The organism is Streptomyces griseiscabiei (genome assembly GCF_020010925.1).
Lineage (GTDB): Bacteria > Actinomycetota > Actinomycetes > Streptomycetales > Streptomycetaceae > Streptomyces > Streptomyces griseiscabiei.
Genome location: NZ_JAGJBZ010000001.1, coordinates 707,361 through 722,940 on the forward strand (window position 1 = coordinate 707,361; position 15,580 = coordinate 722,940).

The window sequence follows — 15,580 nt, forward strand, 5'->3', positions numbered from 1 at the left end:
TGCTCTCTTCATTACGACGACGGGCGACGAAGCGATGCGCCCCTGGAGGGAAGCGAACGCGCTTCAGAGCGAATGCTTCAGATTACCGGCGGGGCCTGCCCTCCGATCAAATCGGTTCGGAGAAGGAGACGGACGGAGAGGGCCGAGACTCGGACAAAGGCCTTACCAAGGGCTTACCACCTGGCTTGTTGACAATCGTTTCCAGATAAGATGAAAATGACTGTCATGAACGTAGTACGACGACGACTCCTGATACCCGCGGCGGCGACCGCGGCCGCCGCCCTCGGTCTCACCACTCTCACGGCGTGCGGCGGCGACAGCGCCGCCGCGGGCAACACCGACAAGTTCGACGTCGTCGCGTCGTTCTATCCGATGGCCTTCCTCGCCGAGCAGATCGGCGGGAAGTACGTGAACGTGACCAGTCTGACCGAGCCCGGCCAGGAGCCGCACGACCTGGAGATCAGCGCCAAGCAGACGGCCGCGCTCCAGGAGTCGGACGCGGTGCTCTACCTCAAGGGTCTGCAGCCCTCCGTGGACGACGCGGTCGCGCAGTCCGGCCTGAAGACGAGGATCGACGCCTCGACGCTGACCGCCATGGAGCACCACGGCAACGAGGTCGGCGGCCACTCGGCCGAGCACGACGAGCACGAGAACGAGGAGCTGGAGGGCAAGGACCCCCACATCTGGCTCGACCCGGTGAAGTACGCCGAGGTCGCCAAGGGCGTCGGCGCCGCCTTCGAGAAGGCCGACCCGGACCACGCGGACACCTACAAGACCAACACCGAGGCCCTGGTCATGAAGCTGGGCGCGCTCAACGACCAGTTCACCAACGGGCTGAAGAACACGAGGACCAAGGTCTTCATCACCACCCACGCCGCCTTCGGCTACCTCGCCGAGCGCTACGGTCTCACCGAGGAGGCCATCTCCGGTCTCGACCCCGAGTCGGAGCCGAGTGCCGCCCGGGTCAAGGCACTTGAGAAGATGGCGAAGGCCGACGGCGTGACCACCGTGTTCTACGAGACACTCGTCAGCGACAAGACCGCGAAGACCATCGCCGCCGACGCCGATCTCAGGACCGACGTCCTCGACCCGATCGAGGGCATCACCGAGAAGTCGCGCGGCAAGGACTACTTCTCGGTCCAGGAGGCCAACCTCAAGGCTCTCCGGACCGCCCTGGGAGCCAAGTGACCTTTTCGATCACCTTGTCGATCACCTCGCCGATCGTCCGGAGGCAGCAGGCATGAACGAGCCCGTCATCTCGTTGCGCGGAGTCCGCGCCGAACTGGGCTCGCGCACTGTGCTGCGCGGCATCGACCTCACCGTGCACCGCGGTGAGGTCGTCGCGCTGCTCGGCGCCAACGGCTCCGGCAAGTCGACCGCCGTCCGCGCGGTGATCGGGCAGGTGCCGATCGGCGACGGCGAGATCGAGCTGTTCGGCACCCCCCGGCGCCGCTTCCGCGAGTGGCGGCGCCTCGGGTACGTGCCGCAGCGCACCACGGCGGCGGGCGGTGTCCCGGCGACGGTGACGGAGATCGTGGCCTCGGGCCGGCTCTCCCGCACCCGCCTCGGCATCCTGCGCAAGGCCGACCACGCGGCGATCCGGCACGCCCTGGAGATGGTCGGCATGGCGGACCGCGCCAAGGACTCGGTGAACGCCCTCTCCGGCGGCCAGCACCAGCGGGTGCTGATCGCCCGCGCGCTCGCCTCCGAACCCGAGCTGCTGATCATGGACGAGCCGATGGCGGGTGTCGACCTGGCCAGCCAGGAGGTGCTGGCCGCGACCCTGCGCGAGCAGGTGGCGAAGGGCACGACCGTGCTGCTGGTCCTGCACGAACTGGGCCCGCTGGAGCCGCTGATCGACCGCGCGGTGGTGCTGCGCGACGGCTGTGTCACGCACGACGGCCCGCCCCCGAAGGCGGTCGGCCAGCACGCGCTGCCCGGCCACGACCATGTCCACCCGCACGCGGCCCCGGGCACCGAGCCCGTCCGCACGGGTCTGCTGAGCTGAGAAGGCGCCCCTGATGGAATTCCTCGACTACGCCTTCATGCAGCGGGCCCTGCTCGCCGCCGTCCTCGTCGGCATCACCGCCCCCGCGATCGGCATCTACCTCGTCCAGCGCCGCCAGGCCCTCATGGGCGACGGCATCGGCCATGTCGCGATGACCGGCGTCGGCCTCGGCTTCATGCTCTCCTGGTCGCCGGTGTGGATGGCGACGCTGGTCTCGGTCGTCGGCGCCGTGGTGATGGAGCTGATCCGCTGGTACGGCAAGACCCGCGGCGACATCGCGCTCGCCATGCTCTTCTACGGCGGTATGGCCGGCGGTGTGATGCTCATCAACCTCGCGCCGGGCGGCACCAACGCCAACCTGATGTCGTTCCTCTTCGGCTCGCTGTCGACCGTGTCGCAGGAGGACATCACCGCGATCTGCGTGCTCGCCGCGTTCGTGATCGTGATGACGCTGGCGCTGCGCCGGCAGCTCTTCGCGGTCAGCCAGGACGAGGAGTTCGCCCGGGTCACCGGTCTGCCGGTGCGGGCGCTGAACCTGCTGACGGCGGTCACGGCAGCGGTGACCGTGACGGTCGCCATGCGCGTCGTCGGGCTGCTGCTGGTCTCCGCGCTGATGGTCGTGCCCGTCGCCGCCGCGCAGCAGCTCACCCGCAGTTTCGCGGCGACCTTCGCGATCGCCGTGGCGCTCGGGGTCTCCGTGACGATCGGCGGCACGGTCACCTCGTACTACCAGGACGTGCCGCCCGGCGCGACGATCGTGCTGCTCGCCATCGCCGCGTTCATGGTGCTCACCGGGCTGGCGACCCCGCTGGCCAGGAGGCGGGCGAAGGCCCTGGAGGCGGCGGCAGGCGACCCGGCGGAGTGCGTGGTCCCGGGAGCCCGTGAGGCCGCCGGGGCGGGGGTCGCCAGGGACACGGTTCCGGCCGCCCGGGGCCCCGTCGAGGGGTCCGCGGGTTGACCGGACGCCGACCCGGGTCCGCGGGGGCTGGCACAATGGCCCCCGCAAGACCGCTACGTGAGGAGGCAACGGTGACGACCGCCGGACCCGTACGAGGTCGTTCCACCCGGCAGCGGGCGGCCGTGGCCGCGGCACTCGACGAGGTCGACGAGTTCCGCAGCGCGCAGGAACTCCACGACATGCTCAAGCACAAGGGCGACTCGGTGGGCCTCACCACCGTCTACCGCACGCTCCAGTCCCTCGCCGACGCGGGCGAGGTCGATGTCCTGCGCACCTCCGACGGCGAGTCGGTGTACCGCCGCTGCTCCACCGGCGAGCACCACCACCACCTGGTCTGCCGGGTCTGCGGCAAGGCCGTGGAGGTGGAGGGCCCGGCGGTCGAGAAGTGGGCCGACGCGATCGCCGCGGAACACGGCTTCGTGAACGTCGCCCACACGGTGGAGATCTTCGGCACCTGCGTGGACTGCGCGGCGAAGTGATCCGGGGCGGGCCCGGGGGCGCCACAGGGCCCTAGCCCCGGGGTGCCCCAGCGGTGGGCTAGCCCTGGGGCTTCCGCCCGAAGCAGCGCTCCAGTTCGTTCAGTTCGTAGAACGAGCTGTGCTTCGACATCGGCCGGCAGCCGGTCTTGAAGGCGGTCTCCTTCTCGTTGTAGAGCATGCGCACGGCGTAGGTGGAGCCCTTCCTGAAGACGTCCCACTGGATGTTGGCGCCCAGCGGGGCCACGTCCGCGCCGCGCCAGGCGTTGTCGGCGTAGGTGTACGGCCGGCCGGCGGTGACGCCCTTCGTACTGCCGGGCAGCCCCATCAGCGCGGCGAGCGGGATGATCTCCTCGGCGTGGGTGAACCGCAGCTCCGCGCCCAGCTTGCTCGTGCCGTCGCGCTTGGCCTCGACCTGCTTGAAGAAGTCGTCGAGCAGGACGTTCGCCATCCCGTAGGTGATGTCGCTGTCGGCGAAGCTCGGGCCCTTCTCGTAGAAGTCCTCGGCGTCGCCGAGGTAGCCGAACCAGGCGGCGTCGCGCCGCGCGATGTACCGGTCCATCCCCCAGCCCCTGCCGCCGGGGCTCTCCTCGCTCATCGCGGGGGCGATGGCGTAGAGGTTGTAGACGGCCTCGGCGGCGTCGACGGCACTGCCGGTCGAGGCGAACTCCCCGGCCTCGATCCGCTGTACGAAGGCCGGCTTGAAGATCTTCTTCAGGACGTTCCGGGCGGCACGGGCGGTGGCCGGCTGGTCCTTGATGTCCCTCAGCGTGTCCGCGAGCCGCTGGTCGTTCGCCAGCCAGTCCTGGTAGGCGGCGCCGCCCGAGGACTTGTGGAAGTACAGCAGGTTCTTGTCGACGCGGGCGGGGCCGATGAGCGGCTTGACGGCGGGGGCGGCGTCACCGAGGGCGCCGGCGAAGGCGGTGCCGCTGTCGACGGCCCGGCCCTGACCGGAGCTGACCACGTCGATCTTCTCCGCGCTCCCGGGCGCCCTGGCGATCCGCCGGAACAGCTCCGGCAGCCGCTTCTCCAGCCGGGTGGCCGTGTCCCGCATCTCCCGCTTGCCGCGCCCGCTGAGGTTGCCGTAGCCGACCTTCGCCATGGCGGCTTCGAGGGCGCGCACCCGGGGCCCGAACTCCCGCCCGCGCGAGGTCAGTTGCCCCTCGCTCCCGGCCTTGTCCCACAGGGCGAGGATCAGGTCGCCGTCCGAGCTGTCGGTGGCGGAGCGCGAGCCGTGCCGGGAGACGTTCTCCGTGAACACCGGCACGAAGCCCTGGGGGGCGCTCTGGTACGTGCGGGCGTTCTGCCGCGGCGCGTACGTGGCCTTCGTGCCGTACGAGAGGGCCGTGGCCGAGGTGTGCCCGGAGGAGGCGGCCTGCGCGGACAGCGGGGCGGCGGCCAGCAGCGCGCTCAGCCCGAGGGCCACGGCGGGGGTGGTGCGTCTCATGGTGGAACCGTTCCGTCACGGGAGGTCCGGCAGGGCCGGGGATCTCTCCCATGGTTCGCGGAGGACATGAACGCGCCATGGCTGAAAAGTATGGTCCGCCCCAAGCGCCGCTCCGGCGTGCGCCAAGCGGGGGTGTGAGAGGGGCGCCCGGTAGCTCGGGGGCGGGTGCGGATGCGTCGTGGTTGCTCGCGCAGTTCCCCGCGCCCCTGAAAAAGCAGGGGCTACGCCCCGTGCTCTTTCGGCGCCCAGTAGCTCGGGGCCGGGGCCCTCGGTGCCGGCACCGGCCACTACACCCGGGGCAGGCCTTCGCGGGCGAGGACGGCGCGGAGCCGGTCCGTGTCGGCGGGGTCGGCGAGTCCCCGCTTCGGCAGCACGGTGAGGCGGGGCGCGTGGCCGCCGCCGAGCAGGACGAAGGTGTGCGGGGTCTCCGCGTACCGCGACACCTTCGACCAGGTGGCCGGGCGCTCGGTGCCCCGGTCGTGCTCGACGGTCACGCCCCACAGGTCCAGCACGGTGCGGTGCAGCCCCCGGGCCGCCGCCCGCCGGTGGAGCAGGTGGGCCTGGAGGCGGGGCAGCAGGACGAGTCCGACGACCGCCGCCACCGGCGTCACAAGGACCTGCGCGTCGGGCGTACCACCGAGGGCCAGCGACGGCGCCGTGGCGAGCGCGCCCGCCACGGCGGAAAACCACAGCAGCCCCCGCCCCCACCGGCCGGCGGCCGAGGCGCGCAACGACGCGCGGACCGCCTCGCGGAAGTCACCGGCCACCGCCCGGTACACCAGCTCGACGTTCTCCCCGGCGGCACCGGTGGGCCCGCCCACCTCACCGGCCCCACCGGCTTCCGCCAACGGTCAGCCCTCCGTCCGGCCTTCCATCGCGGCCTCCATCGCGAGCAGTTCCTCGTTCGGGACGGCGCCGCCGAAGCGGCGGTCGCGGGAGGCGAACTCCACGCAGGCCCGCCACAGGTCACGGCGGTCGAAGTCCGGCCACAGCACGTCCTGGAAGACCATCTCGGCGTACGCGCTCTGCCAGAGCAGGTAGTTGGAGGTGCGCTGCTCGCCGCTGGGGCGCAGGAAGAGGTCCACGTCCGGCATGTCCGGGTAGTAGAGGTACCTCGCGAAGGTCTTCTCGTTGACCTTGGACGGGTCGAGGCGGCCCGCGCGGATGTCCTCGGCGAGGGCCTGGGCGGCGTCGGCGATCTCGGCACGGCCGCCGTAGTTCATGCAGAAGTACAGGGTCAGCAAGTCGTTGTCCTTGGTCTGCTCCTGCGCGACCTGCAGTTCCTTGGCGACCGACTTCCACAGCCTGGGCATCCGGCCCACCCAGCGGACCCGGATGCCCAGCTGGTCGAGCTGGTCGCGGGTCTTGCGGATGAAGTCACGGTTGAAGTTCATCAGGAAGCGGACCTCGTCGGGCGAGCGCTTCCAGTTCTCGGTGGAGAAGGCGTACAGGGAGATGTTGCGGACGCCGACCTCGATCGAGCCCTGGAGGACGTCGAGCACCCGCTCGGCGCCGACCTTGTGGCCCTCGGTGCGCGGCAGCCCGCGCTCCTTGGCCCAGCGGCCGTTGCCGTCCATCACGATCGCCACATGCTTGGGGACCAGCTCACCGGGGAGCTTGGGCGCGCGGGCGCCGGACGGGTGCGGCGTCGGTGCCTCGTACTCGCGGCGCTGACGCCCCAGGAACCCGCGTACCACCATGTGCTTCTCGTCTCCTCTGTACCGCTGAGGTACCGCTGGGGTACCGCTGATCTGTGCGACTTACGACTTTTCCACGTACCGGAGGGAGCGCAGGCCGCGCTCCAGGTGCCAGTGCAGATAGGCGGACACCAGCCCGCTGCCCTCCCGCACATGCCGCGGCTCGCTCGCGTCCGCGGTCTCCCAGTCTCCCGTAAGAAGCGCGGCGAGCAGAGCCAGCGTCTGCGGCGAGGGTACGACGCTGCCGGGCACCCGGCAGTCCACGCAGACGGAGCCGCCGGCGGCGACGGAGAAGAAGCGGTTCGGGCCGGGCATCCCGCACTTGGCGCAGTCGCTGAAGCTGGGGGCGTAGCCGTTGACGGCGAGCGAGCGCAGCAGGAAGGCGTCGAGGACGAGGTGCGGGGCGTGTTCGCCGCGGGCGAGGGTGCGCAGCCCGCCGACGAGCAGCAGATACTGCTGCACGGCGGGCTCGCCCTCGTGGTCCGTGAACCGCTCGGCCGTCTCCAGCATGGCCGTCCCGGCGGTGTAGCGGGCGTAGTCGCTGACGATGCCGCCGCCGTACGGGGCGATGGTCTCGCTCTGGGTGCACAGGGGCAGCCCGCGGCCGATCAGCTCGCTGCCCCGGGCGAAGAACTGCACGTCCACATGCGAGAAGGGTTCGAGCCGCGCCCCGAACTTCGACTTGGTCCGCCGCACCCCCCGCGCCACCGCCCGCACCCGCCCGTGCCCCCGGGTGAGCAGCGTGATGATCCGGTCCGCCTCACCCAGCTTCTGGGTGCGCAGGACCACGCCGTCGTCGCGGAAGAGACTCATCGCACGCCCCCGAGGGTCTCCTGCTGGGAGTACCGGGGGCGCCCCCCGGGAGACCACGGCATGATCCGGTCCGCTTCACCCGGCTTCCGGGTGCGCAGGACGACACCGTCGTCGCGGAACAGGCTCATGCCGCCCATTCTCGCCTACGGCCACCCCGTGGCGGGACCTCGGGCCGTGGGCACCCCTTCAAGGGACCTCGCCCCGGCTGCGGGCGTTCTCGTACGCGGTCGCGGCGCGGAGCCGTTCTATGGTCGTGGCGGCCCGTACGGCCTCGGGGGCGCAGTCCCACTCCCGTCCGCCGCCGACCGGCCGCAGCTGGACGTACGGGCCCTCGTGGCCCATCACCCGGCCGACCTTCCCGGTGCGGGTGTCGACGGCGTAGGTCCCGATCGCCGGCTTCTTCCCGTTACCGTTACCGCTCACCGCAGGGCCGCCGCCGAATTACCCGGTACCGGCAGAACAATTCCCGCCTTCCCGGCCGTCCGCCGCAATTCCTCCACCGATTCCTCCGCCTCTTCGACGCACCCGCCGAGTGTCGCCCCCGGGCCTTTCCCCCACTGCCTTCACGGTGCTCCCCCGTGTCACCGAATTTCACTCTTCGCATCCCACCGGTGACCTGCTGTGTCTAAACTCGGCGGGAGTCTGTCCCTTACAACTTCGGGACCGCACAAAGGCGTTGGACCTCGCCCAAGGGACCCCCCGGGCCGGTATACACATCCCGTGAACGCGTCCTCACGCCCGGCCGACCCGCTGACCGCCGTCACCGACCCGCCCCTGCGCCCCCTGCCGGAGCGGGCCGCCGCACTGCTGCGCGCCCTCGGTGCCCCGCCCCGGCTCGCGGCACATCTGCGGCTCGTGCACGACGTGGCGTACGAGCTGGCCGACTGGCTGGAGCGGCGGTACCCGGAGCTGCCGTTCGACCGCGCGGGCGTGCTCTTCGGCGCGGCCACGCACGACATCGGGAAGATCGCACACCCCGGGGAGCTGTCGGGCCCCGGGTCCGCGCACGAGGAGGCCGGGCGCCGGCTGCTGCTGGAGCGCGGGGTCGAGCCGGAGTGGGCGAGGTTCGCGGGGACACACGCGGCGTGGGCGGGACCGGCGGCCGGGGTCGAGGATCTGCTGGTGGCGCTCGCGGACAAGGTGTGGAAGAACAAGCGGGTCGGGGAGCTGGAGGACCTCGTCGTCGCACGGCTGGCCGCGGTGAGCGGCCGGCCCGTGTGGGAGGAGTTCCTCGCGCTCGACGACCTGCTGGAGCGGCTCGGCGCCGACGCGGACCGGCGGCTGGCCTTCCAGGCGGCCCACCCCGTCCGCGCGTAGCCCCCGGCCCCTCCCCGCGCAGCCCCGGAGGGCGGCGTTCCGCGGACCCGGGGCTCCCTCACAGCATCGTCACAGTTGGTCCTCACCTACGCGGGGAATCTCCGCGTTGTCCACCTAAGATTCCCTTCGGTTCCCCCGTTTTCCGACAACTCACTGGCGCATCACGCGCCCTGGGAAACCACTCGGCGTGCATGAGCGTCGAACGTTGCGTGAGCAACCGCTGTCCCGGCGGTCCGACGGCACGGAAGATGGGGACCCGTGGAGCTGGAATTCCGACTGCTCGGCCCGGTCGAGGCATGGCACGGTGACAGACCCCTGCGGCTGGGCGGGCCGAAACCGCGTGCCCTGCTGGCCGTGCTGCTGCTCCGGGCCGGACAGGTGGTGCCCGCGGACGCGCTGGTCGATGTGATCTGGGGGGACGAGCCGCCGGACACCGCGCGGGCCCTGGTGCAGACGTATGTGTCGGCGCTGCGGCGGGCCCTGCCCGCCGAGGCGGCGGAGGCGATCGAGACCCGCCCCCCGGGGTATGTGATGCGGCCCGGCGTCGGCCGGGTCGACCTGGCGGAGTTCGAGACCCGCACGGCCGACGCACGGCGGGCCTCGGCCGACGGCGACCACGCGGAGGCCGCCCGGCGGCTGCGGGAGGCCCTGGAGCTGTGGCACGGGCCCGCGCTCGGCGGGGTCGGGGACGCGCTGCGGGGTGAGGCGGGCCGGCTGGAGGAGGCCCGGCAGGCGGCCCTGGAGGAACGTATCGCCGCCGAGCTGGAGGCAGGCGGGCACGAGGCGGAACTGGTCACCGAACTGACGGCGCTGGTCGGGGACCATCCGGCCCGGGAGCGGCCCCGCGCACAGCTGATGCTGGCCCTGTACCGGCTGGGCCGGCAGGCCGACGCGCTGGCCGTCCACGCGGAGGGCCGGGCCGTGCTCGCCGAGGAGCTGGGCCTCGATCCCGGCCCGGAGCTGACCCGGCTGTACGAGGCCATCCTGCGCGCCGACCCGGCCCTGCTCGCCCCCGCGGCCACGGCCGCCGCCCCGGCGCCCCGGGAGCCCGCGGCCGTACCCCGGCCGGTGTCCCTCCTCCCGCCCGCCATCGGCGACTTCACCGGCCGCGAGGAGGAACTCGCGCGGGTCGTCGCGGGGCTCACCGGCGCCCGGGAGGCGATGCCCGTGGTCGTGGTCTCGGGAGCCGCCGGGGTGGGCAAGTCCGCGCTCGCCGTGCAGGCCGCGCACCGGGTCGCCGAGTACTACCCCGACGGACAGCTCTACGCCGAACTGCACGGCTTCAGCGAGCCCGTACCGCCCTCCGAGGTCCTGGGCCGGCTGCTGCGGGCGCTCGGCGCGGACCCGCCGGAGGACACGGCCGAGCGCGGCGACCTGTTCCGCAGCCTGGTCGCCGGACGGCGGATCCTGCTGGTCCTGGACGACGCGAACGGCGAGGCCCAGGTACGGCCGCTGCTGCCGGGCAGCGCCAGCTGCGGGGTCCTGGTGACCTCGCGGGCCCGGCTCGGCGGTCTCGTCGGGGCCCGGCGCACCGACCTGGACGTCCTGGACGACGCCCGCGGCCTGGAACTGCTCACCCGGGTCACCGGCCCGGACCGCACCCCGGACGACCCGCGTGAACAGGCCGCCGCCCGCCGCATCGTCGAGCTGTGCGGCGGTCTGCCGCTGGCCCTGCGGATCGCGGGCGCCCGGCTCGCGACCCGGCGCCACTGGACGCCCAGCGTGCTCGCCGAGCGCCTCGCCGACGAACACCGCCGCCTGGACGAGCTGTCCGTGGGCGACCTGGAGGTCCGGGCCGGCCTGGGCCTCAGCTACCAGGCCCTCGACGGCTGCGCCCGCCGCGTCCTGCGCCGGGTCGCCGCGCTCGGCTCGGCCGATGTCGCCCTGTGGACGGTCGCCGCGCTCTCCGGCACCTCCGAGGACGAGGCCGAGGAGATCCTCGAACGCCTCCTGGACGCCCAGCTCATCACCTGCCCCGGCACCGACCACGTGGGCCAGCCCCGCTACCGCCTGCACGACCTGGTCCGCGTCTACGCCGGCGAACGCGCCGAGGCGGAGGACCCGGTGGAGGACCGTACGGCGGCGATCGGCCGGGCCCTGAGCGCGGGCCTGTGGCTGATGGACCGGGTCACGGAGAAGTCCCCGTCGGGCGCGGTCACCTTGAGACAGAGTCTCGCCCCCAAGGGGCGCGGGGCCGTGACACATGCGGCTCCGCCGCGCGGGCGCGATCAACCACACTCGGCCGAAAGCCGCGAAACAGCAGAAGCCCCCACCCCCGTAGGCGCGCGAACAACCCACCGAGCCCTCCAAGACCCCTTCGCCTGGTTCGACGCGGAGGCGGACACCCTCACCAACGCGGTGGAGCGCGCGGCGGCCATGGGCCTGCACACCCTCGCCTGCGAAGCCGCCGCCGCGCTGTGCTCCTCCTCCTTCGCCATCAAGAACCGCTTCGACGCCTGGTGGCGCAGCCACGACGCCGCCCTCGCGGCGGCCCGCCGCGCGGAGGACCGCTCGGGCGAGGCCCTGCTGATCATCGGCCTCGGCCAGCTCCGCTACGAACAGGACCGCATCGCCGAGTCCCAGGAGTACTTCCGTACGGCGGAACGCATCTGCACCGAACTCGGCGACGTACGCGGCCGTTCCGCCGCCCTCGCCGGCCTCGGCAGCGCCTGCCGCGAGGTCGGCGAACTCCGGGACGCCGAACGGGCGTTGACCGACGCCGCCGACGGCTTCCGGCGGGTCGGCGACGACACCGGCGTCGGGGTCGCCTGCCGGTACGGCGGTTCCGTACGCCTGGAACTCGGCGACCAGGAGGGCGCGTTCCCGCTGCTGGACGAGTCGCTGCGGGCCTACCGGCGGCTCGGCAGCCGGCGCGGCGAGGCGCTGGCGCTGCGCACGCTCAGCCTGGTGCACCGCTCGCTCGGCGCGTACGAGGAGGCCGCGCGGGTGGCCGAACAGGCGCTGGAGATCCTGCGCGCGCTCGGCGACCCGCACATGGCGGCGTACGCCCTGCGGGCCCGTGCCAAGGCCCGGATGCGGCTGGGACACGTCCGGGAGGCGGAGGCGGAGCTGCACGAGATCGTGGAGGTCTGCCGGGTCCACGAGGACCGCTTCGGCGAGGCCCTGACCCTGCGCACGCTCGGCGAGTGCGCGCTCGCCGACGGGCGGCCGGCGGACGCGGAGGGGCTGCTGACCGCCTCCGCCGCCCTCTGGGACGTCCTCGCGCTGCCCCTCCCCCGGGCCCGCGCCCTGCGCAACCTCTCCGTCGTCCGGGCCGCGCTCGGCGACCGGGCGGGCGCGCAGGCGCTGCGCGCGGAGGCGATGGCGGTGTTCGACACCTGCGAGGCGCGCGAGCGCAACGAGCCGTGGCCGTGGGTGTGACCCCCGTACCGCGGACCCCCTAGGCGATTTCCGGACCCTCCGGCAGGCCGAAACCCGCTTGCGGCGGACTTGCAGAGAACTTCCAGCGGAGTGCGCCATTCTCGTTGTTCTCGGGGGAACAACGGATCGGCCGGGCGACCACCGCCCGGCCGGTCGGCCCACCGGAGCGCACAGGGGACGGACCGGTGGGAACGTGACAACAGTGGGATCGCAGCACCAGGACGGGCTCGGGGGATGCCCGGAGCCAGGCCACGAACCACCACTCAAGGGGGGAAGCCCCCGGGGAGGGACATCAGGGGATCTGGTCCCTCCCCGGGGTGCTGCCACGCACCCCGCCGCATCGCACCCTCCGCCCGGTGGAAGACGACGCATGCCTTCGATCATCCTCATGAGCGACCCCGAGGTCGCCGGTGTCCCGGTCCAGGAGTGCGGTGAGTCCCTCGTCGATCTGCGGGACCTGCCCTTCGTCGTGGTCGACTCCCGCCAAGCCGACCCGGAGGGCTCGTACGCGCATCTCCGCGAGGGCGTCGCCTGGCGTCTCGCCCGCGCCGCCCGGCTGCTGCCCGACGGGCTGCGGCTGCTGGTGACCGAGGGGTACCGGCCGCTCACGCTGCAGATCGAGTACTTCGAGCGGTACGCCGCCGAACTGCGCGAGGCCAACCCCGACTGGTCGCAGGAGTATCTCCGCGTCCAGACCAGCCGTTCCCTGTCGCCGCCGGAGATCGGGCCGCACGTCGCCGGAGCCGCCGTCGACCTCACCCTGTGCACGGCCGCCGGGAAGGAACTCGACATGGGCACGCGTCTGGACGCCAGCCCCGAGGAGAGCGACGACGCCTGCTACACCGACGCGCCGAACATCTCCGACACCGCCCGCCGCAACCGTCGCACCCTGAGCGCCGCGCTCACCACGGCCGGGCTGGTCAACTACCCCACCGAGTGGTGGCACTGGTCGTACGGCGACCGCTACTGGGCCCTGATGACGGGCGCGCCCCACGCCCTGTACGGCCCCGCGAGCACCGACACCTAGCCCGCCACCGGCACCGGCACCCGGCCCTTCCGCCCCGCCGTCCCTACCCGTCCCATCCCCGAGGGCTGCACCCCGTCCTCCGTGCCGCCTCGGCGGCAACCCCGTAGCGGGGGTCAGGGGCAGCACCCTGTGGATGGGACGGGCAGGGGTGGCGGGGAAGGGGCCGCCGGCCTCAACGGACCTTCTCCAGCGCGGCGTTCACCGCCTGCTCGGAGCCGTCGACCTTGGCGCCCGTGTAGGCGAAGTCCAGGCTGCCGTCCGGCATCGGGGTGAGGGTGATCCGCCCGCCCTTCACACAGTTGCCGGTCTCGATGAACTCGCCTAGGACGATCGCCCCGCTGACCGCGTCCACCGCCAGCAGGGTGAGGTCGCCCTGGCACCGGGAGCCCCGCATCTCGTAGTGGACCTCGCCGACGTCCTCGGCGACGGCGCCGACCGTCAGTTCCAGCCGCACGCGGTAGGCGTCGGTCGAGTCGCTGTTCAGTTCCGTGGCGCTGCCCACCCAGGTTCCGGCCAGCTCCGGTGCCAGCCCTCCCGACCGGATGAGGGGCTGAGTGAGCGTGGGATCGGGCGTCGAGGGCTGCGGCGCAGGCGGAGGCGGCGTCGATATCGCGGACAGGGTGGGAGTCGGGGTCGAAGTGGGCGTCGGGGTGTGGGTCACGGTGGGTGACTGCGCCGGCGACGACGTCCCGTCGGACGCGCGTGCGGTGTCGGACGCGCGTGCGGTGTCGGTCCTGGAATCCTCGGGGCCCGAAGCGGCCATCACCCCCACCGTGACGGTCGCCGCCGCGGTGATCACGGCCGCGGCGATGATCGCGAAGGTGTGCCCTCGGGAGTCGGACGGGGCAGGTGGCGTGGGCGGCGAAGGTGGTGTCGTCACTGACTGCCTCGACTGTGGGTTCGACGGGCGGGTTCCGGCCGGATCAGCGAAGTGATCTCCCGCCTCATGGTGCCGCCCGGCCCCCCCCTCACGGACCTGTTTTCTCGGATTACCCGGTAAATATCCGAAAGGGAGCACAGAGAATCGTTTTGCCTGCGCCGGCTCCCGCTGGTTCAGCCGAATTCCCGTACATACCGCCGCTGCCACGGCGTCTCCACCGCGTGCCGGTCGTAGTGGCCGCGGACATACGCCACGGCCTCCTCGGCGGGTACGCCGTCCAGCACCGCCAGGCAGGCCAGGGCCGTGCCGGTGCGGCCCCGGCCGCCGCCGCAGGCGAGTTCGACGCGGTCGGCGGTCGCCCGGTCCCAGGCGTCCCGCAGGACCTCGGCGGCCTCCGCGCGGTCACCGGGGAGCCGGAAGTCGGGCCAGCGCAACCAGTGGGCGGCCCAGGGCACTTCGGGCGGTTCCTTGCCGAGGCAGTACACGGCGTAGGTGGGCACCTGGCCGTCCGGGAGCGGACGGCGGAGCCCCCGGCCGCGCACCAGCCGCCCCGACGGCAGCCGCAGGACCCCGGGACCGGCCGGGTCCCAGGGCTCGATGCCCGCCCCTTCCGTGCTCGTCCCCTCCACGCCCGTCCCCTCCATGCCTGTCTCCTCCATGGTCTAGCCCACCCCTCGCGACGCCTGCGCCGCTCTCGTCTCGATGCCCCTGAAGTGGTCGGACATCGCCCGCTGCGCGCCCTCGACGTCGCGGGCGCGCAGGGCGGCGACGATGTCGCGGTGGCGGCGGATGGTCAGCTCGGGGGTGGGGTCGTCGGTCCAGCCGCGGGCGCCGGCGACACGCAGGAAGACGGTCCAGAAGGCGCCGAGGAGCTGGGGGACGAGGGTGTTGCCGAGGGAGGCGTAGAGGAGTTCGTGGAAGTCGCGGTCGAGTTCGGCGACGGGGTCGCCCGCCCGCTGGGCCGCCTCCATCCGGTCGACGACGGCCGCGAGTCCGTCCAGCTCCTCGTCCGTGAGGGTGGCCGCGACCCGCCGTACGAGACCGTCCTCCAGGATCTCGCGGATCTGCAGGATCTCGGCGAGCGCGGCGGTGTCGCCGTCGGGCCGGGCGAGGGCGCGGAAGGTGAGGCCGTCGACGAGGGGGGTGAGGGACGCCTCGCCGACATAGGTGCCGTAGCCGTGCCGGATGTCGACTATGTCGAGGGCCTGGAGGGCCTTGAGGGCTTCCCGGACGGAGTTGCGGCTGACGCCGAGGTCCTCCATCAGCTCGGTCTCGGTCGGCAGGGGGGCGCCCGCCTGGAGCCCCCGGTCGAGGATGAGCCGCATGACCTCGTCCTGGATCTGGCTGCTCACCCGCCGTTCGGGCCGGCGCCGGCTCCCGCTCTCCTGAGACATGCGCCGCATCGTACGCTCCCCGGACATCCGACGTCCCACCTCCGGACGGAAACCACGTGAACTGGCCAGGGGAACGCCAGGTTAACGCCCGGTGGCGAAGCCGGGAAACTCTCGCCCAACGGACCCTCGACGGTCGTTGTTTCATACCGGACTTCTCGTCGACCCTTGATCCGCCGCCACTC

17 protein-coding genes are annotated in these 15,580 nt (G+C 72.6%); 8 read left to right on the forward strand and 9 right to left on the reverse strand.

Features of this window, described 5'->3' with window-relative positions:
- Window positions 1–225 precede the first annotated feature (225 nt).
- From J8M51_RS03050 to J8M51_RS03065, 4 genes are all read left to right on the forward strand, one after another.
- Entirely contained in the window at window positions 226–1,188 is a 963-nt protein-coding gene (locus J8M51_RS03050; protein ID WP_086755812.1) for a metal ABC transporter substrate-binding protein, read from the forward strand.
- Window positions 1,189–1,240: 52 nt separating this feature from the next.
- Window positions 1,241–2,008: a metal ABC transporter ATP-binding protein gene (locus J8M51_RS03055; protein ID WP_086755811.1), complete on the forward strand. Its 768-nt coding sequence runs from the start codon at window positions 1,241–1,243 to the stop codon at window positions 2,006–2,008.
- A 13-nt stretch (window positions 2,009–2,021) separates the two neighbouring features.
- Complete coding sequence (locus J8M51_RS03060; protein WP_086755810.1) at window positions 2,022–2,966, forward strand: metal ABC transporter permease; 945 nt, start codon at window positions 2,022–2,024, stop codon at window positions 2,964–2,966.
- A gap of 71 nt (window positions 2,967–3,037) precedes the next feature.
- Complete coding sequence (locus J8M51_RS03065; RefSeq protein ID WP_086755809.1) at window positions 3,038–3,445, forward strand: Fur family transcriptional regulator; 408 nt, start codon at window positions 3,038–3,040, stop codon at window positions 3,443–3,445.
- Between the two features lie 58 nt (window positions 3,446–3,503).
- On the opposite strand, the gene J8M51_RS03070 is transcribed toward J8M51_RS03065, so the two are convergent.
- The 6 genes from J8M51_RS03070 to J8M51_RS03095 form a co-directional block, all read right to left on the reverse strand.
- Window positions 3,504–4,889 carry a histidine-type phosphatase gene (locus J8M51_RS03070; protein WP_086755808.1) on the reverse strand — a complete coding sequence of 462 codons (1,386 nt, stop codon included), beginning with the start codon at window positions 4,887–4,889 and terminating at the stop codon, window positions 3,504–3,506.
- Between the two features lie 287 nt (window positions 4,890–5,176).
- On the reverse strand, window positions 5,177–5,737 hold the full coding sequence (locus tag J8M51_RS03075; protein ID WP_256964682.1) for a YcxB family protein: 561 nt from the start codon (window positions 5,735–5,737) through the stop codon (window positions 5,177–5,179).
- 3 nt (window positions 5,738–5,740) lie between these two features.
- Window positions 5,741–6,589: an isoprenyl transferase gene (locus tag J8M51_RS03080; RefSeq protein ID WP_086755807.1), complete on the reverse strand. Its 849-nt coding sequence runs from the start codon at window positions 6,587–6,589 to the stop codon at window positions 5,741–5,743.
- A gap of 60 nt (window positions 6,590–6,649) precedes the next feature.
- Complete coding sequence (gene recO, locus J8M51_RS03085; RefSeq protein ID WP_086755806.1) at window positions 6,650–7,399, reverse strand: DNA repair protein RecO; 750 nt, start codon at window positions 7,397–7,399, stop codon at window positions 6,650–6,652.
- A complete protein-coding gene (locus J8M51_RS46085) occupies window positions 7,396–7,527 on the reverse strand; it encodes a hypothetical protein (protein ID WP_317852980.1) in 132 nt (43 codons plus the stop codon). Before J8M51_RS46085 ends, recO begins: the two co-directional genes overlap by 4 nt.
- Window positions 7,528–7,585: 58 nt before the next feature.
- Complete coding sequence (locus J8M51_RS03095; RefSeq protein ID WP_086755805.1) at window positions 7,586–7,822, reverse strand: hypothetical protein; 237 nt, start codon at window positions 7,820–7,822, stop codon at window positions 7,586–7,588.
- Window positions 7,823–8,119: 297 nt separating this feature from the next.
- On the opposite strand from J8M51_RS03095, the gene J8M51_RS03100 reads away from it, so the two are divergent.
- The 3 genes from J8M51_RS03100 (at window position 8,120) to J8M51_RS03110 (ending at window position 13,124) form a co-directional block, all read left to right on the forward strand.
- Window positions 8,120–8,716 (forward strand): HD domain-containing protein, encoded by a 597-nt coding sequence (locus tag J8M51_RS03100; protein WP_086755804.1) that lies wholly within the window; start codon window positions 8,120–8,122, stop codon window positions 8,714–8,716.
- A 258-nt stretch (window positions 8,717–8,974) separates the two neighbouring features.
- Window positions 8,975–12,097 (forward strand): AfsR/SARP family transcriptional regulator, encoded by a 3,123-nt coding sequence (locus J8M51_RS03105; protein WP_267298946.1) that lies wholly within the window; start codon window positions 8,975–8,977, stop codon window positions 12,095–12,097.
- A gap of 370 nt (window positions 12,098–12,467) precedes the next feature.
- Complete coding sequence (locus J8M51_RS03110; protein WP_086763163.1) at window positions 12,468–13,124, forward strand: M15 family metallopeptidase; 657 nt, start codon at window positions 12,468–12,470, stop codon at window positions 13,122–13,124.
- Between the two features lie 172 nt (window positions 13,125–13,296).
- On the opposite strand, the gene J8M51_RS03115 is transcribed toward J8M51_RS03110, so the two are convergent.
- A complete protein-coding gene (locus J8M51_RS03115; protein ID WP_086763165.1) occupies window positions 13,297–13,626 on the reverse strand; it encodes a hypothetical protein in 330 nt (109 codons plus the stop codon).
- Between the two features lie 58 nt (window positions 13,627–13,684).
- On the opposite strand from J8M51_RS03115, the gene J8M51_RS03120 reads away from it, so the two are divergent.
- Entirely contained in the window at window positions 13,685–14,059 is a 375-nt protein-coding gene (locus J8M51_RS03120) for a hypothetical protein (protein ID WP_143673455.1), read from the forward strand.
- Between the two features lie 118 nt (window positions 14,060–14,177).
- Here J8M51_RS03120 and J8M51_RS03125 read toward each other — a convergent pair whose 3' ends face one another.
- Together J8M51_RS03125 and J8M51_RS03130 are read right to left on the reverse strand one after the other, a co-directional pair.
- Window positions 14,178–14,648 (reverse strand): protein-tyrosine phosphatase family protein, encoded by a 471-nt coding sequence (locus J8M51_RS03125; RefSeq protein ID WP_086763169.1) that lies wholly within the window; start codon window positions 14,646–14,648, stop codon window positions 14,178–14,180.
- 18 nt (window positions 14,649–14,666) lie between these two features.
- Window positions 14,667–15,407, reverse strand: a complete 741-nt coding sequence (locus J8M51_RS03130) for a FadR/GntR family transcriptional regulator (protein WP_179203480.1) — start codon at window positions 15,405–15,407, stop codon at window positions 14,667–14,669.
- Window positions 15,408–15,580: the final 173 nt, after the last annotated feature.

Coding starts and splice junctions, on each gene's coding strand:
- J8M51_RS03050 (WP_086755812.1), top strand. CDS start 226: ATGAACGTAGTACGACGACGACTCCTGATACCCGCGGCGGCGACCGCG.
- J8M51_RS03055 (WP_086755811.1), top strand. CDS start 1,241: ATGAACGAGCCCGTCATCTCGTTGCGCGGAGTCCGCGCCGAACTGGGC.
- J8M51_RS03060 (WP_086755810.1), top strand. CDS start 2,022: ATGGAATTCCTCGACTACGCCTTCATGCAGCGGGCCCTGCTCGCCGCC.
- J8M51_RS03070 (WP_086755808.1), bottom strand. CDS start 4,889: ATGAGACGCACCACCCCCGCCGTGGCCCTCGGGCTGAGCGCGCTGCTG.
- J8M51_RS03080 (WP_086755807.1), bottom strand. CDS start 6,589: ATGGTGGTACGCGGGTTCCTGGGGCGTCAGCGCCGCGAGTACGAGGCA.
- recO (WP_086755806.1), bottom strand. CDS start 7,399: ATGAGTCTCTTCCGCGACGACGGCGTGGTCCTGCGCACCCAGAAGCTG.
- J8M51_RS46085 (WP_317852980.1), bottom strand. CDS start 7,527: ATGAGCCTGTTCCGCGACGACGGTGTCGTCCTGCGCACCCGGAAGCCG.
- J8M51_RS03110 (WP_086763163.1), top strand. CDS start 12,468: ATGCCTTCGATCATCCTCATGAGCGACCCCGAGGTCGCCGGTGTCCCG.
- J8M51_RS03125 (WP_086763169.1), bottom strand. CDS start 14,648: ATGGAGGGGACGGGCGTGGAGGGGACGAGCACGGAAGGGGCGGGCATC.
- J8M51_RS03130 (WP_179203480.1), bottom strand. CDS start 15,407: ATGCGGCGCATGTCTCAGGAGAGCGGGAGCCGGCGCCGGCCCGAACGG.